Genomic DNA, 24905 nt, shown 5'->3' on the forward strand with positions numbered 1-24905 from the left:
TATCAGGGGATGTTATGAACAAATTTTCCAGTGTCTGGGTATTCAGCGATACCCCTTCTCGTCTGCCGGAACTGATGAAAGGTGCGCAGGCTTTAGGTGAAAAAGTTAACACGTTTGTGCTCAGCGATGCGGACAGCGCAACGGCATGTCATTTGGGTGCAGATCATGTCTGGTTGCTCAGCGGCAAACCAGAAGACCGTATGGTTGAAGAGTACGCCGATGTGATGGCTCAGACCATTCGTCAGCACAGCGAGGGCGGCGCAGTGCTGCTGCCGAATACGCGTCGCGGCAAGCTGTTAGCGGCAAAACTGGGTTTTCGCTTGTCGGCAGCCGTTTCAAACGACGCCAGCGCAGTCGCCGTGCAGGACGGTAAAGCTGCGGTCAAACATATGGTTTACGGCGGCCTGGCGATAGGGGCAGAAACCATCGCTTCACCGTTTGCCGTGGTAACGCTCAGCAGCGGAACGTTTGACGCGCAGCAACCGGATACTAACCGCCGCGGCGAGATGCATTCCGTACAGTGGCAGGATCCGTCCGTTGCCGTGACCCGTACGGCAACTCAGGCGCGTCAGAGCAACAGCGTCGATCTCGACAAAGCCCGTCTGGTGGTCAGCGTGGGACGCGGTATTGGTAGCAAAGAAAATATCTCGCTGGCAGAAGCGCTGTGCCAGACGATTGGCGCTGAGTTGGCTTGTTCCCGTCCGGTGGCGGAAAACGAGAAGTGGATGGAGCACGAACGCTACGTCGGCATTTCCAACCTGATGCTCAAGCCTGAACTGTACCTGGCGGTGGGGATCTCCGGGCAGATCCAACATATGGTCGGCGCCAACGGCGCACAGACGATTTTCGCCATTAACAAAGATAAAAATGCGCCGATTTTCCAGTATGCGGATTACGGCATCGTTGGCGATGCGCTGAAGATCCTGCCTGCGCTGACGGCTGCCTTAGCGCGTTAAACCATTCGGGCAGGATGCGAAGGCATCCTGCCGCTGACAGGAGTACGTATGTCCGAAGATATCTTTGATGCCATCATCGTGGGTGCAGGTCTGGCTGGTTCGGTTGCGGCGCTGGTGCTGGCTCGGGAAGGTGCACAGGTGCTGGTTATCGAGCGCGGCAATTCTGCTGGCGCGAAGAATGTCACCGGTGGGCGCATGTATGCGCATAGCCTGGAGCGCATCATTCCCGGTTTTGCTGAGCAGGCTCCCATTGAACGCATAATCACCCACGAAAAACTCGCCTTTATGACCGACAAAGGGGCGATGACCATCGACTATTGCAATGGTGAAGAGGCCGCATCGTCGCAGGTTTCTTATTCCGTCTTACGTAGCAAATTTGACGCCTGGCTGATGGAGCAGGCCGAAGAGGCGGGCGCTCAGCTCATCACCGGTATTCGCGTGGATAACGTTGTGCAGCGCGAGGGTAAAGTCGTGGGCGTGGAAGCCGACGGCGATATTCTGGAAGCCAAAGTGGTGATCCTCGCCGACGGGGTGAATTCTTTGTTGGCAGAAAAACTGGGCATGGCAAAGCGCGTTGAAGCATCGCATGTTGCCGTCGGCGTAAAAGAGCTGATCGAATTGCCAAAATCGGTGATTGAAGATCGTTTCCAGTTACAGGGGAACGAAGGCGCAGCCTGTTTGTTTGCCGGATCGCCAACCGATGGATTGATGGGCGGTGGTTTTCTCTATACGAATGAAACAACCCTTTCTCTGGGACTGGTCTGCGGTCTTCATCATCTGAAAGACGCTAAAAAATCGGTCCCGCAAATGCTGGAAGATTTCAAACAGCATCCGGCGGTTGCCCCGCTGATCGCCGGTGGCAAGCTGGTGGAATATGCCGCGCACGTCGTACCTGAAGCCGGTATGAATATGCAGCCTGAACTGGTGGGGGACGGTGTGCTGATTGCCGGTGACGCTGCCGGAATGTGTATGAACCTCGGCTTTACCATTCGCGGTATGGATCTCGCCATTTCCGCAGGCGAAGCGGCGGCGAAAACGGTGCTTTCAGCGATGAAGCGTGACGACTTTAGCAAGCAGTCGCTGGGTGAATACCGTCAGCATCTGGACGATGGCCCGATGCGCGATATGCGTATGTACCAGAAGCTTCCTGCTTTTCTTGATAACCCGCGCATGTTTACCGCCTATCCCGAAATGGCGGTCAGTATCGCACGCGACCTGTTCACCGTGGATGGTTCCGCCCCAGTGCCAATGCGTAAAAAAATCCTGCGCCATGCGAAGAAAGTGGGCTTCATCAACCTGATGAAAGATGGCCTGAAAGGAGTGACCGTATTATGACATCTCCCGTCAATGTGGACGTCAAACTGGGCGTCAATAAGTTCAATGTCGATGAAGACAGCCCGCATATCATTCTCAAAACCGATCCTGATAAACAGGCGCTGGAAGTGCTGATTAAGGCCTGTCCAGCAGGGCTGTATAAAAAACAGGACGACGGCAGCGTACGGTTTGATTACGCCGGGTGCCTGGAGTGCGGAACGTGCCGCATTCTCGGGCTCGATACAGCGCTGGAAAAGTGGGAATACCCGCGTGGGACATTTGGCGTGGAGTTTCGCTACGGTTAATAAGTACGAGGTTGTGCACCCGTAGGCCGGATAAGATGCGGTAGCGTCGCCATCCGGCAATCATGTGGCGCCAATGCCGGATGGCGGCGTAAATGCCTTATCCGGCCTACAGATGACGCTTTTCCCGTGTTGAAACAGGAAGTCGCTATGCAGCAGCCCAGGAACTTTGATGACATCAAATTTACCTCTATTCACCGCCGGATAATGCTGTGGGGAAGCGGTGGGCCGTTTCTGGATGGTTATGTGCTGGTGATGATTGGCGTGGCGCTGGAACAGCTCACGCCAGCATTGAAACTGGACGCACAGTGGATTGGTCTGCTGGGGGCCGGCACGCTCGCCGGTCTGTTTGTGGGGACGTCGCTGTTTGGCTACATTTCCGATAAGGTCGGGCGGCGCAAAATGTTCATCATCGATATTATCGCCATTGGCGTGATATCGGCAGCAACCATGTTTGTTTCCTCGCCCGTTGAATTGTTAGTGATGCGCGTGCTGATCGGCATTGTGATTGGTGCCGATTATCCGATTGCTACCTCGATGATTACCGAGTTCTCCAATACCCGCCAGCGCGCTTTCTCCATCGGTTTTATCGCCGCGATGTGGTATGTCGGCGCCACCTGTGCCGATCTGGTCGGTTACTGTTTGTATGATGTTGAGGGCGGATGGCGCTGGATGTTGGGCAGCGCGGTGATCCCCTGCATTTTGATCCTGATTGGGCGCTTCGATCTTCCTGAATCGCCGCGCTGGCTGCTGCGTAAAGGTCGGGTGAAAGAGTGTGAAGCGATGATGATCAAACTCTTCGGCGAACCGGTGGTGTTCGACGAAGAGGCGCCGCAGGAGACGCGTTTCCTTCAGTTGTTTAATCGTCGTCACTTTCCATTTGTCCTGTTTGTTGCCGCCATCTGGACCTGTCAGGTGATCCCGATGTTTGCTATTTATACTTTCGGCCCGCAGATTGTCGGCTTGCTGGGCCTTGGTGTTGGAAAAAGCGCCGCGTTGGGTAACGTGGTGATCAGCCTGTGCTTCATGCTGGGCTGTATTCCACCGATGTTCTGGCTCAATAGCGCGGGCCGTCGACCGCTGTTGATTGGCAGCTTTATTATGATGACGCTGGCGTTGGCCGTGCTGGGGCTAATCCCTGATATGGGCGCATGGCTGGTGGTGCTGGCGTTTGCCGTATACGCGTTTTTCTCAGGGGGACCCGGGAACCTGCAGTGGCTATACCCTAACGAACTGTTCCCCACCGATATTCGTGCCTCTGCCGTCGGCGTGATTATGTCCTTAAGCCGTATTGGCACTATTGTTTCAACCTGGGCACTGCCGATCTTCATCACGAAATATGGGATTAATTCCGTGATGTTAATGGGGGCAGGGATTTCATTGATTGGTCTGTTGGTTTCTATTGCCTTCGCCCCGGAAACGCGAGGTCTGACGCTGGCGCAAACCAGCCAAATGACGATTCGCAGAAAACCGATGTCCAGAGCGAGCGGTTAAGAGTGTTCTGTATTTTCCCTGCAACTCAGTCAGTTAGCCTACAGTTAACGGGCATATCACTGAAAATGACTGAAAAGCAGGGAGAACACCATGCAAAAACATATTCTGATCACCTCCATTTTTACCGCCGCAGCGCTGTTTACCGTTGCCGGTTGCTCTTCTAATCAGGCGGTTAAAACGACCGACGGCAAAACGATCGTCACTGATGGCAAACCGCAAGTGGATGAAGATACGGGCCTGGTCTCGTACAAAAACGCGCAAACGGGTAAGACGGAACAAATTAACCGCGATCAGGTTAAGGATATGAGCGAACTGGACAACTAGTTCAGTTTTCTCCATTCAGCCACTCAATAATATTGACTGTTAGCCTGTGGATTAAGTGACTAAACTCACTGTTATTACAATAATGCAGTGACACAGGCTAATCATGATTCTCATCATTTATGCGCATCCCTATCCGCAGCATTCGCATGCGAATAAGCGGATGCTTGAGCAGGTAAGGACACTGGAAGGGGTGGAGGTTCGTTCGCTCTATGAACTCTATCCCGATTTCAATATCGATATCGCCGCAGAACAGGACGCGCTGTTACGTGCGAGCCTGATTATCTGGCAACATCCCATGCAATGGTACAGCACTCCTCCGTTACTCAAATTGTGGATGGATAAGGTCCTCTCCCACGGCTGGGCGTATGGTCACGGCGGTACCGCGCTGCATGGCAAACACCTGATGTGGGCAGTAACCACCGGCGGCGGTGAAAACCACTTCGATATTGGCTCCTATCCCGGATTTGATGTGCTTTCCCAGCCTTTACAGGCAACAGCGTTATATTGCGGACTCAAATGGCTGCCGCCGTTTGCGATGCACTGTACGTTTATCTGTGATGACGAAACGCTGCAGGCGCAGGCGCGTCACTACAAACAGCGTCTGATGGAATGGCAGGAGGAACACCATGGATAGCCATACGCTGATACAGGCGCTGATTTATCTCGGATCGGCGGCGCTGATAGTCCCCATTGCCGTGCGGCTGGGGTTAGGGTCGGTGCTGGGCTATCTCATCGCCGGGTGCATTATCGGACCCTGGGGTCTGAGGCTGGTGACGGACGCCGAATCTATCCTGCATTTTGCGGAAATCGGCGTGGTGCTGATGCTGTTTGTCATTGGTCTGGAGCTGGATCCACAGCGTTTGTGGAAGCTGCGGGCCTCGGTGTTCGGCGGCGGTGCACTACAGATGGTGGTTTGCGGCGGCTTAATTGGTTTGTTCTGCATGTTCCTAGGTCTGCGCTGGCAGGTAGCGGAACTGATCGGCATGACGCTGGCGCTTTCCTCAACGGCCATCGCTATGCAGGCAATGAATGAACGCAACCTGATGGTTTCGCAAATGGGCCGCAGCGCGTTTGCCGTGCTGCTGTTCCAGGATATCGCCGCTATTCCATTGGTGGCGATGATCCCATTGCTGGCGGCGAGCGGTGCATCGACCACGCTTGGGGCATTTGCATTGTCCGCCCTTAAGGTCGCGGGCGCGCTGGTGCTGGTGGTGCTGTTAGGGCGTTATGTCACCCGTCCTGCCTTACGTTTTGTTGCGCGCTCGGGCCTGCGGGAAGTGTTCAGCGCCGTCGCGCTGTTCCTCGTTTTCGGTTTTGGTCTGCTCCTGGAAGAGGTTGGCCTGTCGATGGCGATGGGGGCGTTTCTGGCAGGCGTGCTGCTGGCGAGCTCTGAGTATCGCCACGCGCTGGAAAGTGATATTGAGCCGTTTAAAGGGCTGCTGCTGGGGCTGTTCTTCATCGGTGTGGGGATGTCTATCGACTTCGGTACGCTGATTGATAATCCCTTGCGCATTATCATTTTGCTGGTCGGTTTCCTGGTGATTAAAACCGTCATGCTGTGGCTGATAGCGAAACCCTTACAGGTGCCGAACAAGCAGCGTCGCTGGTTTGCCGTATTACTTGGGCAGGGCAGTGAGTTTGCCTTCGTGGTGTTTGGCGCGGCGCAAATGGCGAACGTGCTTGACCCTGACTGGGCGAAATCGCTGACGCTGGCAGTCGCGCTGTCGATGGCGGCGACGCCGATTTTACTGGTTGTCCTGACGCGTCTGGAAAAATCGGCGACCGGTGAAGCGCGGGAAGCGGATGAAATCGATGAGGAGCAACCGCGGGTGATCATCGCTGGATTTGGGCGATTTGGCCAGATAACCGGTCGTCTGTTGTTGTCGAGCGGGGTCAAAATGGTGGTTCTTGATCATGACCCGGACCATATCGAAACGCTGCGTAAATTCGGCATGAAGGTTTTCTATGGCGATGCGACCCGGATGGATCTGCTGGAGTCAGCCGGAGCAGCCAAAGCGGAAGTGATCATTAATGCCATTGACGATCCGCAAACCAGCCTGCAACTGACCGAAATGGTGAAAGAACATTTCCCGCATCTGCAAATTATTGCTCGTGCGCGCGACGTGGATCATTACATCCGCCTGCGCCAGGCGGGCGTGGATATGCCGGAACGTGAAACCTTTGAAGGTGCACTGAAGACCGGACGTCTGGCGTTGGAAGGTCTCGGGCTTGGGCGCTATGAGGCACGTGAGCGGGCCGACGTATTCCGCCGATTCAATGCCATGATGGTAGAGGAGATGGTGAAAGGGGAAAATGACGCGACTTCCCGCGCGGCTGTTTATAAACGCACCAGCGCAATGCTGAGTGAAATTATTGCCGAAGATCGTCAACATTTATCGTTGATTCAACGCCATGGCTGGCAAGGCACGGATGAAGGTAAACATACGGGCGACGTCGCCGATGAGCCGGAAGTGAAACCGTCAGCATAGGGTAAAAAATGTGATGTTCTGCAAACTTTACTGCTAATTGGCTGTTTTTGAACTACTGTAATGCTGGCGTACCACCTTAAATAGGTCGGTTCGCCAGCAGAACGGAAAATTTTCCTGTTCATCCTCTTTCCGCCAGTCGACGAAAGATTGCGCTTTCCGTATAGTGGCGACAATTTTTTTGTATCCGGGAAATATTCAATGATCAGTCTGATTGCGGCGTTAGCGGTAGATCGCGTCATCGGTATGGAGAACGCCATGCCGTGGAACCTCCCTGCCGATCTCGCCTGGTTTAAACGTAATACCTTAAACAAGCCGGTTGTCATGGGACGCCACACCTGGGAATCCATCGGGCGACCGCTGCCGGGGCGTAAAAATATCGTCATCAGCAGCAAACCCGGCACCGACGATCGCGTGCAGTGGGTGAAGTCTGTTGATGAAGCCATTGCGGCCTGCGGTGATGAACCAGAGATTATGGTGATTGGCGGTGGGCGCGTGTATGAGCAGTTCCTGCCAAAAGCGCAGAAGCTGTATCTGACGCACATTGATGCTGAAGTCGAAGGGGATACCCATTTCCCGGACTACGAACCGGACGACTGGGAATCTGTTTTCAGTGAATTCCATGATGCCGACGCGCAAAACTCTCACAGCTACTGCTTCGAGATTCTGGAGCGTCGTTAATCCTGTAAGTGCCGGATGGCGGCGAAACGCCTTATCCGGCCTACTCTTGTGCCAGATGTAGGCCTGATAAGCGTAGCACCCTCAGGCATAAACCTCTCAGCAGACGACTATCAGGCGTTGACCGCTTCGCCGGGATCCAGATTCAGATGGCGATTTGATGGCTGCACAAAGTACTGTTTGTCTTCCCAGCGCAGACAGGTGAGATCGCCTCCCCAGCAACACCCCGTATCCAGCGCGTAAATACCTTCTGGTGTGCCTTTGCCTTCCAGCGATGCCCAGTGCCCGAATGCAATGCTGTACGCTTCACTGACAGGTCCAGGAATGGCAAACCACGGCTTCAGCGGGGCAGGTGCGTCTTCTGGTGACTCTTTGCTGTACATATCCAGTTGACCATTGGGGAAGCAGTAACGCATGCGGGTAAACGCGTTGGTAATAAAACGCAGGCGCGCCAGCCCCGTCAGCTCCGGGGTCCAGTTGTTCGGCATGTCGCCATACATCGCATCAAGAAAAAACGGATACGAGTCGCTCGACAGCACGGCTTCTACGTCCCGTGCGCAGTCTTTCGCAGTCTGCAAATCCCATTGAGGGGTAATGCCAGCGTGCGCCATGACCAGTTTTTTCTCTTCGTCTACCTGCAGCAGCGGCTGACGACGAAGCCAGTTGATTAATTCGTCAGCATCCGGCGCTTCGAGCAGCGATGTGACTCTGTCTTTTGGTTTATTACGACTGATGCCGGCAAACACGGCCAGCAGGTGTAAATCGTGATTACCCAATACTAACCGCACGCTGTCGCCCAGTGATTTCACGTAGCGCAAAACGTCCAGCGAACCCGGCCCACGAGCGACCAGATCGCCGGTGAGCCATAGGGTGTCTTTTTTGGAATTAAAGTCTACCTGATGCAGCAAGGCTACCAGTTCATCGTAACAACCGTGAACGTCGCCAATAAGGTATGTCGCCATAGTTATTGTTTTAATGAATGAGTGTTGGAACGGCGAGTCGGAATACGGGAATGTCGATGGTAAAGGCGATGCCCTGCTCATCGATCATTTCGTAATGACCCTGCATGGTGCCCAGCGGCGTTTCAATAACGGCGCCGCTGGTGTACTGGTACTCTTCGCCAGGTTCGATATGGGGCTGAACGCCAACCACACCTTCACCCTGAACTTCGGTTTCGCGCCCATGACCATTGGTTATCAACCAATAACGCCCCAACAGCTGCACTGGCGCTCGCCCCAAATTGCGGATAGTCACGGTATAAGCAAAAACGTAACGTTCATCATCAGGTGAGGATTGCGCCTCAATGTAGACGCTTTGTACCTGAATACACACTCGGGGCGAATTGATCATGCTTAACTCTCCTTCGAAGGCGCGTTTTCTGACAGATAGTTAGCCATCCGGCAGTATTGCGCGACAGAGATATTTTCCGCTCGCATTGCCGGGTCAATGCCCAACTCTGTCAGCACTTCAACGCTGAACAGATTACCGAGGCTGTTACGTACCGTTTTACGGCGCTGATTAAACGCTTCGGTGGTAATGCGGCTCAGGACGCGAACATCTTTAACCGGGTACGGCATCGTCGCGTGAGGGACCAGGCGTACAACGGCGGAATCTACTTTCGGTGCTGGTGTGAAAGCCGACGGTGGAACTTCGAGCACCGGGATCACATTGCAGTAATATTGCGCCATGACGCTTAATCGACCATACGCTTTACTGTTTGGCCCTGCAACCAGACGATTGACCACCTCTTTTTGCAACATGAAATGCATGTCGGCAATGGCATCAGTATAGGAAAAAAGATGGAACATGAGCGGCGTGGAGATGTTGTACGGCAGGTTGCCGAATACACGCAGCGGCTGCCCCATCGTTTGTGCCAGTTCGCCGAAGTTCATGGTCATGGCATCTTGCTGATAAATCGTCAGCTTAGGCCCTAAAAACGGGTGTGTCTGTAAGCGTGCTGCCAGATCGCGGTCCAGTTCAATGACCGTGAGCTTGTCCAGGCGTTCGCCAACTGGTTCGGTCAATGCCGCCAGGCCTGGGCCGATTTCGACCATAGCCTGACCTTTCTGCGGGTTGATAGCAGAGACAATACTTTCGATCACAAACTGATCGTTGAGGAAGTTCTGCCCGAAACGTTTACGGGCTAAATGGCCCTGATGGACTCGATTATTCATTGGTATTAACAATCATTTTGATGGCGAGATTAAGCGCCGTAATAAAACTGCCGACATCTGCTTGTCCACGGCCCGCGAGTTCAAGTGCGGTGCCGTGATCGACGGATGTGCGAATAAAGGGCAGGCCCAGCGTGATATTCACACCGCGACCAAATCCCTGGTATTTTAGCACGGGGAGACCCTGATCGTGGTACATTGCCAGCACGGCATCCGCGTGATCTAGATATTTAGGCTGAAACAGCGTATCTGCGGGCAGCGGGCCATTCAGTTTCATCCCCTGCGCACGCAGGTCATCGAGAACCGGGATGATGGTGTCTATCTCTTCCGTTCCCATATGACCGCCTTCACCGGCATGCGGGTTAAGACCGCACACCAGAATATGTGGATCGGCAATGCCGAACTTAGTGCGTAAATCATGATGCAAAATGCCGATCACTTCCTGAAGCAGGGCGGGCGTAATGGCGTCGGCAACGGCTTTAAGCGGCAGATGTGTGGTCGCCAGGGCAACACGCAGCTCTTCGGTTGCCAGCATCATGACAACCTTCTTCGCCTGTGAACGCTCTTCAAAAAACTCGGTATGCCCGGTAAACGGGACGCCAGCGTCGTTGATGACGCCCTTGTGAACCGGACCGGTAATCAGCGCCGCAAACTCACCTTGCAGACAACCATCGCAGGCGCGAGCCAGCGTATCCACCACATAGTGCCCGTTTTCTACCGCCAACTGACCCGCGACAGCAGGTGCCCGCAACGCAACCGGCAATAGCGTCAGCGTACCCGCTGATTGTGGTTGGGCTGGGATATCTGGAGAGTAGGGAAGGAGCGAGAGCGGTAAACCGAGCATGGCTGCCCGGTCACGGAGTAGCGTGGCATCAGCACAAACAACGAGTTCTACCGGCCACTCGCGCTGTGCAAGCTGGATCACAAGGTCCGGACCAATCCCGGCAGGTTCGCCGGGAGTGATCACAACACGTTGAATTTGAGTCATTAGTTGCTCAGAATTTTAACGTACGCACTGGCGCGCTGTTCCTGCATCCAGGTCGCTGCTTCTTCCGAGAATTTACGGTTCATCAGCATGCGATAAGCTCTGTCTTTCTGTGCCGCGTCAGTTTTATCAACATTACGCGTATCCAGCAGCTCGATAAGATGCCAGCCGAATGAGGAGTGCACCGGGGTGCTCATCTGGCCTTTATGAAGTTTAGTCAGCGCATCGCGGAAAGCCGGATCGAAAATATCGGCTGCAGCCCAACCCAGGTCACCGCCCTGGTTGGCAGACCCCGGATCCTGAGAAAACTCTTTAGCCGCTGCCGCAAAGGTGGTTTTACCGCTCTTAATATCAGCTGCGATTTGTTCCAGTTTCAGACGCGCCTGTTGATCGGTCATGATCGGCGACGGTTTCAGCAGAATATGGCGGGCATGAACTTCAGTCACGGAGATGCTCTGGCTTTGACCACGCATGTCGTTGACTTTCAGGATATGGAAGCCGACACCAGAGCGAATTGGGCCAATGATATCGCCTTTTTTCGCGGTGCTTAACGCCTGGGCGAAGATGCCCGGCAGTTCCTGAATGCGTCCCCAACCCATCTGGCCGCCTTTCAGCGCCTGCTGATCGGCAGAATAAGTGATGGCCAGTTTGCCGAAATCGCTACCATTACGTGCTTCATCAACCACTGAACGCGCCTGACTTTCCGCTTCGTTTACCTGATCGGAAGTTGGGTTTTCCGGCAGTGGGATCAGAATGTGGCTCAGGTTCAGTTCGGTGCTGGCATCATTTTGGTTGCCGACCTGCTGCGCCAGGGCATCAACTTCCTGTGGCAGGATCGTGACGCGACGGCGAACTTCATTATTACGCACTTCAGAGATGGTCATCTCTTTACGGATCTGGTTGCGATAGGTCGAATAACTCAGACCATCCTGAGCCAGACGGCTGCGCATTTGATCCAGCGTCATATTGTTCTGCTTGGCAATATTGGCGATGGCCTGATCTAACTGTTCATCAGAGATTTTTACGCCCATCTTCTGACCCATCTGCAGAACGATTTGATCCATGATCAAACGCTCCAGGATCTGATGACGCAGCGTGGCATCGTCCGGTAATTGCTGACCTGCCTGACCCGCGTTCAGTTTTACTGACTGCATTAAGCCATCGACGTCGCTTTCCAGAACGACGCCGTTATTGACGACGGCTGCGACTTTATCGACTACCTGTGGGGCAGCGAAACTGGTATTCGCGACCATGGCGATACCGAGAAGCAGCGTTTTCCAGTTCTTCATACTTTTTCCATTATCAATTAACCGCAATGCGGATTACGTTGTAAATCAATCAGATCATAAAGAGCTTTGATACGGCAAAATGTTCGAACGCAGCATCTGGTTGGTGCCAAGACCATAGTTAGAGCTCAGGCCGCGCAGTTCGATATTAAAGCCGATCGAGTTGTCATATACCGCGTGTTTCTGGGTGTCATCCCAACCATTCAGCTTACGTTCATAGCCGACGCGAATGGCATAACAGCAGGAGTTGTACTGTAAGCCCAGCATGGAATCCGCCACTTTGTTCACATTGGTATCGAAGTAGTAAGCTCCGACGATTGACCAACGCTCAGCGATCGGCACGCTCGCCACTGCACCCACCTGAGAAATCCCGTTTTTATACTGATCTGCCGTAGAGTAATACGACGGCAGTGTTGCCTGGATATATTCCGGGCTGGCATAGCGGTAGTTCAACTGCAGCATGCGGTTTTCGTCGCGACGGTACTCGATGCTGCTGCTGCTGGTGGCGACACTGTCCAGACGCGTGTCGTACTGGATCCCACCGCGTAAACCCCAACGATCGGAGATGCGCCAGTAAGTATCACCTGCCCATACCAATGAACCGGTTTTGTCGTCATTCTCCCATTTTATGTTGTCATCGCCAGTGCGAGACTCGGTGAAATAGTAGATTTGACCCACAGAAATATTAAAACGTTCAACGGCCGCGTCATCATAAACGCGAGATGTGACGCCAGTCGTTACCTGGTTAGCGGAGGCAATACGGTCCAGACCGCCATAGGTACGGTCACGGAACAGGCCACTGTAGTCAGCTTGCAGCAGGGAAGAGTCATAGTTATAGATATGACTTTGGTTGCGATAAGGCACATACAAATACTGCGCACGCGGCTCCAGCGTCTGGGTATAGCCCGGCGCCAGCATTTCCATGTCACGTTCGAATACCAACTTACCGTCGACTTTGAGCTGCGGCATGACGCGGTTAGCGGAGTCGTCGAGCTTATTTACGTTATCCTGATTGTTGTTGTACCAGTCCAGATTGGTCTGCTGGTAGTGCGTCGCCATCAGCTTCGCTTCAGTGTTGATACTTCCCCACTGATTGGATAGCGGCAGATTGATGGTCGGCTCAAGGTGAACACGCGTCGCTTCCGGCATGTCGTCATTGGTATTGACGAAATGCACCGCCTGTCCATAAATACGGGTATCAAATGGACCGACGTCATTCTGATAGAAGTTGACGTCTAACTGTGGCTGAGCGGAATAACTGCTGTTGTTCTGATCGTCAAAAACCTGGAATTTTTTGGTTGAGACCGTCGCATCAAAGTTTTGCACCGCATAGCCGACACTGAATTTCTGTGTCGCATAACCGTCGGTGCTGGAACCGTACTTATTGTCAAAATCATTAAAGTAGCTGGAGTCGCTGACTTTGGTGTAGTCGACGTTGAAACGCCACACCTGGTCCATCACACCGGCGTGTTGCCAGTAAAACAGCCAGCGGCGTGAATTATCATCATTCGGATGTTCGTCGTCGTAGACCCGGTCGGAATTCAGATAATCGAGTTCCATCAGACCTGCGCCCGCCTGGGTCAGGTAACGGAATTCGTTTTCCCACATAATGCCGCCACGGCGATGCATATAATGCGGCGTAATGGTGGCGTCCATGTTGGGCGCGATATTCCAGTAATACGGCAGGTAGAACTCAAAATAGTTCTTGGTGGAGTATTTTGCGTTCGGGATCAAGAAACCGGAACGGCGTTTATCGCCGACTGGGAGTTGTAAATAGGGGCTGTAAAACACAGGAACCGGGCCCAGCTTAAAACGGGCGTTCCAGATTTCAGCGACCTGTTCTTCACGGTCATGGATCACTTCGCTACCGACGACGCTCCAGGTATTGGAACCCGGAAGACAGGAGGTAAAACTGCCGTTTTCCAGAATGGTATAGCGATTCTCACCGCGCTGTTTCATCAGGTCCGCTTTCCCGCGCCCCTGGCGTCCCACCATCTGGTAGTCACCTTCCCAGACGTTGGTGTCTTTCGTATTCAGGTTTGCCCAACCCTTTGGTCCCTTCAGAATGACCTGGTTGTCATCATAATGGACGTTGCCCAACGCATCGACGGTACGAACGGGAGCGGGTTGACCTTCGGCCTGCTTTTGATGAAGCTGCACTTCATCGGCTTGTAGGCGGCTGTTACCCTGCGCAATATCCACGTTGCCGGTAAACACGGCGTCATCAGGGTAGTTCCCTTTCGCGTGATCGGCATTGATGGTGACAGGTAACTCATTGGTATCGCCCTGCACCAGAGGACGGTTGTAGCTTGGCACGCCCAACATGCACTGTGAGGCGAGATCGGCTGCCAGACCCTGTTGGCTATAAAGGGCGCTGGCAATCATGGTGGCCAGAAGAGTGGGAATACGTTTTTTCATACGTTGTATTTATTGTTCCATCATCAGTAGCGTCGCGCGTGACAAACGGTCACAGCCTAACTTATCTCATCTTCACTGCGCTAGTGTTAATCCTGCCGATTAAGGCTCCGTGGTGTTAGGCACGGCATTGAATGACAGGTATGATAATGCAAATTATAGGCGATGTCCCACAATTGACCGCAGCCGTAAAACGGTAAAAGCACCTTATATTGTGGGACATAGCCTGGCCAAGAGCATAAAGATTTGGGGAATATATGCAGTATTGGGGAAAGATTATTGGTGTGGCCGTGGCCTTAATGATGGGCGGCGGCTTCTGGGGTGTGGTGTTAGGCCTGTTAGTTGGCCATATGTTCGACAAAGCCCGCATGCGCAAAATGGCGTGGTTCGCCAACCAACGAGAGCGTCAGGCGCTGTTTTTTGCCACCACTTTTGAGGTGATGGGGCATCTGACCAAATCCAAAGGCCGCGTCACGGAAGCCGATATTCATATCGCCAGCCAATTGATGGACCGCATGAATTTGCACGGTGATTCGCGTACGGCCGCGCAGCATGCTTTCCGGGTGGGAAAATCAGACAATTACCCATTACGTGAAAAAATGCGTCAGTTTCGCAGCGTCTGCTTTGGTCGATTCGATCTGATCCGCATGTTCCTGGAGATTCAGATTCAGGCGGCATTTGCCGATGGGTCATTGCACCCTAACGAGCGTGAAGTGCTGTATGTGATTGCTGAAGAGTTGGGGATCTCACGGACCCAATTTGATCAGTTCCTGCGTATGATGCAGGGCGGCGCGCAGTTTGGCGGCGGATATCAGCAGCAGTCCGGCGGCGGTGGCTGGCAGCAGGCGCAACGCGGCCCGACGCTGGAAGACGCCTGCAATGTGCTGGGTGTGAAAGCGACCGATGATGCGACCACCATTAAGCGCGCCTACCGTAAGCTGATGAGCGAGCACCACCCTGACAAGCTGGTTGCGAAAGGCCTGCCGCCAGAAATGATGGAAATGGCGAAGCAAAAAGCGCAGGAAATTCAAAAAGCCTACGAGCTAATTAAAGAACAGAAAGGCTTTAAATAATCGTTATGCCGGATGGCGGCTAGCGCCTTACCCGGCATAAATGGGAACTGAATTTAAAAATCCGCCGGGACTTTAAACGTCATACTGTTGCCGTATTCGGGATGGGTGATGGTTAACATCTCTGCATGCAGCAACAGGCGCGGCGCCAACGCCAGCGCTTCCGGCGGCGCATAGAAGCGGTCGCCCAGGATTGGATGCCCTAAAGCCAGCATATGTACACGCAACTGGTGGGAGCGTCCGGTAATGGGTTTGAGCACCACCCGGGCGGTGTTATCCGCCGCGAACTCCACCACCTCATACTCAGTTTGCGCTGATTTCCCGGTTTCATAACACACTTTCTGCTTTGGCCGATTCGGCCAGTCGCAAATCAGCGGCAAATCAACCAGTCCCTCGGCAGGTGCGGGATGTCCCCACACCCGTGCCACGTACTGTTTCTTCGGCTCGCGTTCGCGAAACTGGCGTTTTAGCTCACGTTCTGCCGCTTTGGTTAGCGCGACTACAATCACGCCGCTGGTGGCCATATCCAGACGATGTACGGATTCAGCCTGCGGATAGTCGCGCTGAATACGCGTCATCACGCTGTCTTTGTGTTCATCCAGACGACCCGGCACGGACAACAAGCCGCTCGGCTTGTTGACCACCATAATATGCTCATCCTGATACAGGATAACCAGCCAGGGTTCCTGCGGCGGATTGTAGTTTTCCATCCCCATGTATGGCTCCGTTACTGATGCGTCACGACGATCAGGCGCAGGGCATCAAGACGCCATCCCGCCTGATCCAGGCTTTCCATCACCTGCTGACGGTTGCTTTCAATTGCGCTGAGTTCGTCATCACGGATGTTCGGGTTAACGGCACGCAGCGCTTCGAGGCGCGACAGTTCCGCAGTCAGTTTTTCGTCCGCTTCTTTACGCGCCGCGTCGATCAGCGCGCGAGCCGATTTTTCCACCTGCGCTTCACCCAGTTGCAGAATGGCATGAACGTCCTGCTGCACGGCGTTGACCAGTTTACTGCCGGTGTGGCGGTTAACAGCGCTGAGCTGGCGGTTAAAGGTTTCGAATTCAACCTGTGCGGCAAGGTTATTGCCGTTTTTATCCAGCAGCATACGTACCGGCGTTGGCGGCAGGAAGCGGTTCAACTGCAGCTGTTTCGGCGCTTGCGCTTCAACCACATACACCAGCTCAACCAGCAGAGTGCCGACCGGTAATGCTTTGTTTTTCAACAACGAAATGGTGCTGCTACCGGTGTCGCCGGAGAGGATAAGATCCAGACCATTACGGATTAACGGATGCTCCCAGGTAATAAACTGCGCATCTTCACGCGACAAGGCGACATCACGTTCAAACGTAATGGTGCAGCCATCTTCCGGCAGCCCAGGGAAATCAGGCACCAGCATATGATCGGACGGGGTCAGCACGATCAGATTGTCGCCACGGTCATCCTGATTAATACCAACGATATCAAACAGGTTCATGGCGAAGGCGATCAGGCTGGTATCGTCGTCCTGCTCTTCAATGCTCTCAGCCAGTGCCAGCGCTTTTTCACCGCCGTTAGAGTGGATCTCCAGCAGACGATCGCGACCTTGCTCCAGCTGTGCTTTCAGCGCGTCATGCTGTTCGCGGCAGGTTTTGATCAGATCGTCAAAGCCATCGGTATTTTCTGGTTCAGCCAGGTAGCCGATCAGATTGTTATAGACCGTGTCGTAGATGGTACGGCCGGTCGGGCAGGTGTGTTCGAACGCATCCAGACCTTCGTGGTACCAGCGCACCAGTACGGATTGCGCGGTTTTTTCCAGGTACGGGACGTGAATCTGAATATCATGCGCCTGACCAATACGGTCCAGACGGCCAATACGCTGTTCCAGCAGGTCCGGGTTGAACGGCAGGTCAAACATCACCAGATTGCTGGCGAACTGGAAGTTACGCCCTTCGGAGCCGATTTCAGAACACAGCATTACCTGAGCGCCGCTATCTTCTTCGCTAAACCAGGCTGCGGCGCGGTCACGCTCAATGATCGACATCCCTTCATGGAACACGGCAGCGCGGATACCTTCGCGCTCGCGCAGAACCTGCTCCAGTTGAAGCGCGGTGGTGGCTTTTGCACAGATAACCAGTACTTTTTGCGAGCGGTGGCTGGTCAGATAGCCCATCAGCCATTCCACGCGCGGATCAAAGTTCCACCAGGTACCGGTATCGCCTTCGAATTCCTGATAAATCTGTTCCGGGTAGAGCATGTCGCGCGCCCGGTCTTCCGCACTCTTACGCGCGCCCATAATGCCGGAAACTTTAATCGCCGTCTGGTATTGGGTCGGCAGCGGCAGCTTGATGGTGTGCAGCTCGCGTTTTGGGAAGCCTTTCACACCATTACGGGTGTTACGGAACAGCACGCGGCTGGTGCCATGGCGGTCCATCAGCATCGAAACCAGCTCCTGACGCGCGCTCTGGGCATCTTCGCTGTCGCTGTTTGCCGCCTGCAATAGCGGCTCAATGTCCTGCTCGCCAATCATGTCGCCTAACATGTTCAGCTCATTGTTGCTCAGTTTGTTGCCAGCCAGCAGCATGGCGACGGCATCGGCGACCGGACGGTAATTTTTCTGTTCTTCAACAAACTGGGCGAAATCGTGGAAGCGGCTTGGGTCCAGCAGGCGCAGGCGCGCAAAGTGGCTTTCCAGGCCCAGTTGTTCCGGCGTTGCGGTCAGCAGCAGGATGCCCGGTACGCGTTCTGCCAGTTGTTCAACGGCCATATATTCACGGCTGGGCGCGTCTTCGCTCCACACCAGGTGATGCGCTTCATCGACAATCAGCAGATCCCATTCGGCGTCACACAGATGCTCCAGGCGCTGTTTACTGCGACGGGCAAAGTCCAGCGAACAGATAACCAACTGTTCGGTTTCAAACGGGTTGTAGGCATCGTGCTGCGCTTCTGCATAACGCTCATCATCAAACAGCGCAAAACGCAGGTTGAAGCGACGCAGCATTTCGACCAGCCACTGGTGCTGTAACGTCTCCGGGACGATGATCAGTACGCGCTCTGCGGCGCCTGACAGCAGCTGTTGATGCAGGATCATCCCGGCTTCAATGGTTTTACCTAAACCCACTTCGTCTGCCAGCAATACGCGAGGGGCATGACGACGGCCGACGTCATGGGCAATGTTGAGCTGGTGGGGGATCAGGCTGGTACGTTGACCACGCAAACCACTCCACGGCATACGGTACTGCTCGCTCTGAAATTTACGTGCGCGATAGCGCAGCGCAAAGCGGTCCATACGGTCAATCTGGCCGGCAAACAGGCGATCCTGTGGTTTGCTGAATACCAGCTTGCTGTCCAGCAGCACTTCACGCAGCGTTACACCGGTTTCTTCGGTATCAAGGCGGGTTCCGATATAGGCAAGCAGGCCGTTTTCTTCTTTTACTTCATCGACATGCAGTTGCCAGCCTTCATGGCTCGTTATCGTATCACCAGGATTGAACATCACGCGGGTCACGGGGGAATCACTGCGCGCATACAGACGGTTTTCACCCGTCGAAGAGAAAAGTAAAGTGACGGTTCGCGCATCCATGGCGACAACGGTACCAAGTCCCAATTCGCTTTCTGTATCGCTGATCCAGCGTTGACCAAGTGTAAAAGGCATATATGTTCGGCTCTATATCTTTAGTTGCAGGCAATACTCACCCTCTGCCAGAGTAAAGTGGCAGCAAGTGTATTGGGGTCCAGGAATGGAAAGGGCGCTATGGTACTGGATGGCGACGGTTTCGTCACGCGTCAAAATAACCCCAGTTGCCCTGTGAGTAGTGTAGCAAAGTTATCATCGATAAAGGGAAGTATTCCCTCGGCTACGGGCTGGATCTGCCGGGTCAAATAGTGCTCGTAGTCAAGGGCTGAAAGCTGATAATCCACGGGTTCTGGACCATTTACCGTCCAGACATATTTAATGGTGCCGCGATTCTGATACTGCGGCGGACGTCCCAGCTTTACATTTTGCTCATCGGCGAGGCGCGCGGCGCGCACGTGTGGTGGCACATTGCGCTGGTATTCGCTTAACGGGCGACGCAGGCGTTTGCGATACACCAGTTGGTCGTCCAGTTCACCCGCCATCAGACGGTCGATAGTCTCGCGAACAAACTCCTGATAAGGTTCGTTACGAAAAATTCGCAGGTATAGCTCCTGCTGAAACTGTTGGGCCAGTGGCGTCCAGTCGGTTCTTACCGTTTCCAGGCCCTTAAACACCATGCGTTGCTCTGTACCTTCCTGAATCATCCCGGCGTAGCGCTTTTTACTGCCGGTATCTGCACCGCGAATGGTCGGCATCAGAAATCGACAAAAGTGGGTTTCAAATTCCAGCTCCAGCGCGCTGGTCAGGTTTTGTTGCTTCAGGGACTGCGCCCACCAGTCGTTGACATAGCTCACCAGCTCACGGCCAATCCGGGCGGCATCATCTTCTGAGTGCGCCTTTTTCAGCCAGACAAAGGTCGAGTCGGTATCGCCATAGATAACGTCGTAACCCTGAGCTTCAATCAGTGCTTTGGTCTGGCGCATGATCGCATGACCGCGCATGGTAATGGACGAGGCCAGTCTCGGGTCGAAAAAGCGACAGGCGGTGGTTCCCAGCACGCCGTAAAATGCGTTCATGATGATTTTCAGCGCCTGCGAGAGCGGCTTATTCCCGTGGCGTTTTGCTTCATCGCGCCCATGCCAGATCCGGGTAACGATTTCCGGCAGGCAGTGCTTTTCACGTGAGAACCAGGCGTCAAGGAACCCTTCGGTGCTGTGCTCCGGATCCGGCTGCGCCATCCCTTCGATAAGCCCCACCGGATCGATTAAAAAAGTACGAATAATTGACGGGTACAGGCTTTTGTAATCCAGCACCAGTACCGAGTCGTACAGACCCGGACGTGAGTCCATCACGTAGCCGCCGGGGCTGGCGTGCGCAGGGATTTCACCCAGATTCGGCGCCACATAACCCGCCCGGTGCATGCGCGGCAGGTAGAGATGGCCAAAAGCGGCGACCGAACCGCCGTGCCTGTCGACTGGCAGGCCGTTAACCGTTGAACGCTCCAGCAGAAATGGCATGATCTCGGTTTTATGAAAAATGCGGGTGACCAGTTCACAGTCTTTGAGATTGTAGGTGGCAAGCGCGGGCTTATCGTGGGCAAACCGGCGATCGATTTCGTCCATTCTGTCCCATGGGTTATCAATCGACTTTCCTTCGCCCAGCAGCTCCTGCGACACCGTTTCCAGCGAGAACGATGAGAAATTCCAGAATGCGGATTTGAGCGCCTCAATGCCGTCAATAATCAGACGGCCTTTAGCCTGCGCGAAGAAGACGCCATTTTTGAAGCCATGCTCGCGCCACTCCAGTTCGCTGTTATCACGACCAAAAAGCAGGGGAATACGGTAGCGTTCGGCGTGCTTTTGCAGGACGCGTAAATCGAATTGCACGACGTTCCAGCCGATTATCACATCAGGATCGTGAAGGGCAATCCAGTCATTGAGCTTTTCCAGCAACAGCGGACGGCTGGCAACGTACTCAAGTTCAAAATCTAGCCGGGAGGCATCGCCATTCGGCGGACCGAGCATATAGACAATACGCTGCCCGCAACCTTCAAGACCGATGCAGTAGAGCTCACCGTGGCGCGTGGTTTCGATATCCAGCGAGACCCATTTCAGCGGCGGTCGATAATCCGGATTCGGCTTCAGGCGGGCATTAATCAGCGCGCCGTCATGCCTGTCGCCCTCGACCCAAACAGGAGATGTAATAAAGCGCTCCATCAAATAGCGCTCCGGCGGACGGACATCGGCCTCGTATACCGTTACACCATTTTCGCGCAGCAGTTTTTCCAGCCGCATAAGCTGGCGATGTGAATGGCAATACAGGCCAGAAACGGGCTGACGGTGAAAGTCTTGCAGCTGAAGCGGCGTCAGGCGATAACCTTTTTCAGTGCGTAACAGTGTGGTGACGCGGGGTGTCTGGCTGGTGGGGATAAAAGCGACCGACTCCTGAGGCGCGAGCGTAACCTGCAATGGCCCGCTGTCTGTTGCCAGCCAGAATGAAACCTCTGTCCCCTGCGGGGTATCCCGCCAGTGCCGGGTTAAAATAAATCCTGCCTGCGCCACGCTGCGTATCCATCAAAAAACCAGACATTATTATAGCCTGGTTTACATGATTGTACTGTTATTTTGTACAGGTATGAGGCGTAAGACGCGGTATCCGCTGGAGTAAAAAGCGTCTCTGAGTAAAAAATGTGTTGTGTCAGCATGGGTTATCTTCGTATTTAATATATGAATGTCGTGCCTAAGACGCGTTGCAGTAAACTATTTTATTTGTGTGGCTGTTGTTTTAAATGGAAACTGTCCATCTGGGTTATTGATTGGTATTATTAAGTCCATTATCGGATGTTTGCTATTTTTCAGATTTGTGCTTATTTATTTTTGCTACATCTTTCTCGGATTCAGGAAAAGTTACTTTTTTCATTTGTGTTTATTAATGGTTGATGTAAAGATTTTATTCGAAGCATCCGGATATGAGTTTGAAATATAATATATATTTAATCATGTTTATTGCCGAATAGAAACGGATTTTCAGTTCGAATTCGTCGGGAGTCTCTCTGTATAATTTGGTTTTTATCTCGGAATATGATTTTATTCTCAGCTTGCTGTTCGGGTGCTTCTTAATACATATCCGGGAAAATGATGAAATGGAGTTTTTATGAATGTCTATACTCAGGCGATTTTGCCTGGATACCAGTATTATCTGTTTGTTAACACTCAACTTTCAAACCCATCAATCAAAACTGTGAGCAAATATATTGAGTACAAAACATGGACCGGACAAATTTGGCGGGCTGAAATAATTGAAAGTGGAAACGTTTTTTTTCACTGGCAGGGGCATGACAGAAGAAATGGTCATCGTGATACGGTAATTAATTATTTGTTGCGTGGGCAGAAATGGCAGTCAACGATAACAGATTATATTTTCTTCCATTCTCTGGAAGGAGAGGAAACTCATGGGAATTATGACAATGTGATTGAGTATGTTTGTTCTAATAATTGTGTTTATCAAAGTGCTTTTGCTGAATATATAGCCGAGTAGAAATAAAGCGCGTGACGACTAAAACGCGCTTATATCAAGGTTACTGTCCGTAGTAGGCTTTTGCACCGTGTTTGCGCAGGTAGTGTTTATCTAACAGGGTTTGTTGCATATCCGGCAATTGCGGCGCGAGCTGGCGGCAGAAGATCCCCATATAGGCCACTTCTTCCAGCACGATAGCGTTGTGTACAGCATCTTCAGCATTTTTTCCCCAGGCAAACGGACCGTGAGAGTGCACCAGCACGCCTGGCATCTGCGAAGCATCAATGCCTTGTTTCTCAAAGGTTTCAACGATCACGTTACCGGTTTCCCACTCATATTCGCCGTTGATTTCTTCCTCGGTCATTTTCCGTGTGCAGGGAATCGTGCCGTAGAAATAGTCCGCATGGGTGGTCCCTGTGGCCGGAATCGACTGACCCGCCTGCGCCCAGATGGTTGCATGACGGGAATGGGTGTGAACAATGCCGCCAATGGTCGGGAAAGCCTGATACAGCAGACGGTGCGTTGGGGTATCGGAAGAGGGCTTTTTATTACCTTCCACCACTTCACCGGTAGCGATACTGACGACGACCATATCTTCTGCGGTCATTACGCTGTAATCGACACCGGATGGTTTAATCACAAATACGCCGCGTTCGCGATCGACGGCGCTAACGTTGCCCCAGGTCAGGGTGACCAGGTTGTGCTTAGGCAACGCCAGATTGGCTTCCAGCACCTGACGTTTAAGATCTTCTAACATTATTGTCTCCCTGCCGGATGGCGCTTCGCTTATCCGGCCTACAGGATCGTAGGCCCGGTAAACGCAGTGCCACCGGGCAATCCGTACCTTAGCGTTTAAAACCGTAATACACGTCGTTCCAGCGCAGCGCGTCTTTAAAGGCTGGCAGACGGGTGTCGTTGTCGATCACGGCGATCTCGATATCGTGCATTTCAGCGAACTGGCGCATATCGTTCAGATCCAGCGCGTGGCTGAAGACAGTGTGGTGCGCGCCACCGGCCAGGATCCAGGCTTCAGATGCGGTTGGCAGATCCGGCTGGGCTTTCCACAGTGCGTTTGCCACCGGCAGTTTCGGCAGCTCATGTGGGGTTGGTACGGTGTCGATGCAGTTAACCAGCAGACGATAGCGATCGCCGAGATCGATCAGGCTGGCAACCACGGCCGGGCCGGTTTTGGTGTTGAAGATCAGACGGGCGGGATCGTCTTTACCACCAATGCCGAGGTGTTGTACGTCGAGGATCGGTTTCTCTTCCACCGCGATGGACGGGCACACTTCCAGCATGTGCGAACCAAGTACCAGATCGTTGCCTTTCTCGAAGTGGTAGGTGTAATCCTCCATAAATGAGGTGCCGCCCTGCAGACCGGTTGACATCACCTTCATGATGCGAAGCAGAGCGGCGGTTTTCCAGTCGCCTTCGCCAGCAAAGCCATAGCCTTGCTGCATCAGACGCTGTACGGCCAGACCCGGGAGCTGTTTCAGGCCGTGTAAATCTTCAAATGTGGTGGTGAAGGCGTGGAATCCACCCTGTTCCAGGAAGCGCTTCATCCCCAGTTCAATACGGGCCGCTTCCAGGACGTTCTGACGTTTTTCACCGTGGACTTGCGTCGCCGCCGTCATGGTGTAAGTGCTTTCATACTCATCGATTAGCGCGTTGATTTCGCCGTCGCTAATTGCGTTCACGACCTGCACCAGATCGCCCACGGCCCAGGTGTTTACCGAGAAGCCGAATTTGATCTGCGCGGCAACTTTATCGCCATCGGTGACCGCAACTTCGCGCATGTTGTCGCCAAAACGGCAGACTTTCAGATGGCGAGTGTCCTGTTTGGACACGGCCTGTCGCATCCAGGAGCCGATGCGTTCGTGTGCCTGTTTGTCCTGCCAGTGACCGGTGACCACGGCGTGCTGCTGACGCATACGTGCGCCGATGAAGCCGAACTCACGACCGCCGTGCGCGGTTTGGTTCAGGTTCATAAAGTCCATATCAATGCTGTCCCACGGCAGGGCGGCGTTAAACTGGGTGTGGAACTGCATCAGTGGTTTGTTGAGGATCGCCAGGCCGTTGATCCACATTTTCGCCGGCGAGAAGGTATGCAGCCAGACCACCATCCCTGCGCAGCGATCGTCATAGTTGGCGTCACGACAAATAGCGGTGATTTCGTCAGGCGAGGTACCCAGCGGTTTTAAGATCAGTTTGCAGGGCAGTTTAGCTTCAGTATTCAGTGCGTTAACGACGTGCTCGGCATGTTGGGTTACCTGACGCAGGGTTTCAGGGCCATACAGATGCTGGCTACCAATCACAAACCACACTTCATAGTTATCAAAAATCGTCATTGTC

General features: G+C 53.5%; 21 protein-coding genes. 10 read left to right on the forward strand and 11 right to left on the reverse strand.

Translation table 11 applies throughout. The annotated features are described in order from the left end of the window. Window positions 1–14: 14 nt before the first annotated feature. From AL515_RS05270 to folA, 8 genes are all read left to right on the forward strand, one after another. Window positions 15–956, forward strand: coding sequence for an electron transfer flavoprotein subunit alpha/FixB family protein (locus tag AL515_RS05270; protein WP_061067217.1), 942 nt, complete (start codon window positions 15–17; stop codon window positions 954–956). Between the two features lie 48 nt (window positions 957–1004). Further along, window positions 1005–2291, forward strand: coding sequence for an FAD-dependent oxidoreductase (locus AL515_RS05275; RefSeq protein ID WP_003018887.1), 1287 nt, complete (start codon window positions 1005–1007; stop codon window positions 2289–2291). Next, window positions 2288–2575, forward strand: a complete 288-nt coding sequence (gene fixX, locus AL515_RS05280; protein ID WP_000203736.1) for a ferredoxin-like protein FixX — start codon at window positions 2288–2290, stop codon at window positions 2573–2575. The genes AL515_RS05275 and fixX overlap by 4 nt, the downstream gene beginning before the upstream one ends. A gap of 147 nt (window positions 2576–2722) precedes the next feature. Next, complete coding sequence (locus AL515_RS05285; protein ID WP_061067218.1) at window positions 2723–4066, forward strand: MFS transporter; 1344 nt, start codon at window positions 2723–2725, stop codon at window positions 4064–4066. Between the two features lie 90 nt (window positions 4067–4156). Further along, entirely contained in the window at window positions 4157–4390 is a 234-nt protein-coding gene (locus tag AL515_RS05290) for a YgdI/YgdR family lipoprotein (protein WP_040230165.1), read from the forward strand. 103 nt (window positions 4391–4493) lie between these two features. After that, complete coding sequence (gene kefF / locus AL515_RS05295; protein ID WP_061067219.1) at window positions 4494–5024, forward strand: glutathione-regulated potassium-efflux system oxidoreductase KefF; 531 nt, start codon at window positions 4494–4496, stop codon at window positions 5022–5024. Continuing rightward, a complete protein-coding gene (kefC, locus tag AL515_RS05300) occupies window positions 5017–6879 on the forward strand; it encodes a glutathione-regulated potassium-efflux system protein KefC (RefSeq protein ID WP_061067220.1) in 1863 nt (620 codons plus the stop codon). The genes kefF and kefC overlap by 8 nt, the downstream gene beginning before the upstream one ends. Before the next feature lie 198 nt (window positions 6880–7077). Beyond that, window positions 7078–7557, forward strand: a complete 480-nt coding sequence (gene folA / locus AL515_RS05310) for a type 3 dihydrofolate reductase (protein WP_003018873.1) — start codon at window positions 7078–7080, stop codon at window positions 7555–7557. A gap of 110 nt (window positions 7558–7667) precedes the next feature. Here the strand turns inward: folA and apaH are convergent, their stop codons facing one another. Genes apaH through lptD form a run of 6 tightly spaced genes read right to left on the reverse strand, consistent with a single transcriptional unit; the run spans window position 7668 to window position 14414 of the window. Next, complete coding sequence (apaH, locus tag AL515_RS05315) at window positions 7668–8516, reverse strand: bis(5'-nucleosyl)-tetraphosphatase (symmetrical) ApaH (RefSeq protein WP_061067221.1); 849 nt, start codon at window positions 8514–8516, stop codon at window positions 7668–7670. Window positions 8517–8526: 10 nt separating this feature from the next. Next, window positions 8527–8904, reverse strand: a complete 378-nt coding sequence (apaG, locus tag AL515_RS05320) for a Co2+/Mg2+ efflux protein ApaG (RefSeq protein ID WP_003018867.1) — start codon at window positions 8902–8904, stop codon at window positions 8527–8529. A gap of 2 nt (window positions 8905–8906) precedes the next feature. Further along, window positions 8907–9728, reverse strand: a complete 822-nt coding sequence (gene rsmA, locus AL515_RS05325) for a 16S rRNA (adenine(1518)-N(6)/adenine(1519)-N(6))-dimethyltransferase RsmA (protein WP_006686666.1) — start codon at window positions 9726–9728, stop codon at window positions 8907–8909. Then, window positions 9721–10713: a 4-hydroxythreonine-4-phosphate dehydrogenase PdxA gene (pdxA, locus tag AL515_RS05330; protein WP_061067222.1), complete on the reverse strand. Its 993-nt coding sequence runs from the start codon at window positions 10711–10713 to the stop codon at window positions 9721–9723. Before pdxA ends, rsmA begins: the two co-directional genes overlap by 8 nt. Beyond that, window positions 10713–11999, reverse strand: a complete 1287-nt coding sequence (surA, locus tag AL515_RS05335) for a peptidylprolyl isomerase SurA (protein WP_048212721.1) — start codon at window positions 11997–11999, stop codon at window positions 10713–10715. The genes pdxA and surA overlap by 1 nt, the downstream gene beginning before the upstream one ends. A gap of 54 nt (window positions 12000–12053) precedes the next feature. Continuing rightward, the gene (lptD, locus tag AL515_RS05340; protein WP_061067223.1) at window positions 12054–14414 is read right to left on the reverse strand and encodes an LPS assembly protein LptD; all 2361 of its coding nucleotides are present in this window, start codon (window positions 14412–14414) and stop codon (window positions 12054–12056) included. Between the two features lie 254 nt (window positions 14415–14668). Between lptD and djlA the strand changes: the two genes are divergently transcribed. Next, window positions 14669–15484 (forward strand): co-chaperone DjlA, encoded by an 816-nt coding sequence (gene djlA, locus AL515_RS05345; RefSeq protein ID WP_005124510.1) that lies wholly within the window; start codon window positions 14669–14671, stop codon window positions 15482–15484. Window positions 15485–15537: 53 nt separating this feature from the next. On the opposite strand, the gene rluA is transcribed toward djlA, so the two are convergent. The 3 genes from rluA to polB form a co-directional block, all read right to left on the reverse strand. Beyond that, the gene (rluA, locus tag AL515_RS05350) at window positions 15538–16197 is read right to left on the reverse strand and encodes a bifunctional tRNA pseudouridine(32) synthase/23S rRNA pseudouridine(746) synthase RluA (RefSeq protein WP_003018849.1); all 660 of its coding nucleotides are present in this window, start codon (window positions 16195–16197) and stop codon (window positions 15538–15540) included. Window positions 16198–16208: 11 nt separating this feature from the next. Continuing rightward, a complete protein-coding gene (gene rapA / locus AL515_RS05355) occupies window positions 16209–19115 on the reverse strand; it encodes an RNA polymerase-associated protein RapA (protein ID WP_005124513.1) in 2907 nt (968 codons plus the stop codon). A gap of 131 nt (window positions 19116–19246) precedes the next feature. Then, window positions 19247–21598: a DNA polymerase II gene (gene polB / locus AL515_RS05360; protein ID WP_061067224.1), complete on the reverse strand. Its 2352-nt coding sequence runs from the start codon at window positions 21596–21598 to the stop codon at window positions 19247–19249. A 592-nt stretch (window positions 21599–22190) separates the two neighbouring features. Between polB and AL515_RS05365 the strand changes: the two genes are divergently transcribed. Then, on the forward strand, window positions 22191–22574 hold the full coding sequence (locus AL515_RS05365; protein ID WP_061067225.1) for a DUF4751 family protein: 384 nt from the start codon (window positions 22191–22193) through the stop codon (window positions 22572–22574). Between the two features lie 40 nt (window positions 22575–22614). Here the strand turns inward: AL515_RS05365 and araD are convergent, their stop codons facing one another. Then, window positions 22615–23310 carry an L-ribulose-5-phosphate 4-epimerase gene (araD, locus tag AL515_RS05370; RefSeq protein WP_061067226.1) on the reverse strand — a complete coding sequence of 232 codons (696 nt, stop codon included), beginning with the start codon at window positions 23308–23310 and terminating at the stop codon, window positions 22615–22617. An 88-nt stretch (window positions 23311–23398) separates the two neighbouring features. Further along, window positions 23399–24901, reverse strand: coding sequence for an L-arabinose isomerase (gene araA, locus AL515_RS05375; protein WP_061067227.1), 1503 nt, complete (start codon window positions 24899–24901; stop codon window positions 23399–23401). Window positions 24902–24905 lie beyond the last annotated feature (4 nt).

Origin of the sequence: Citrobacter sp. FDAARGOS_156 (assembly GCF_001559235.2) — a bacterium.
Lineage (GTDB): Bacteria > Pseudomonadota > Gammaproteobacteria > Enterobacterales > Enterobacteriaceae > Citrobacter > Citrobacter youngae.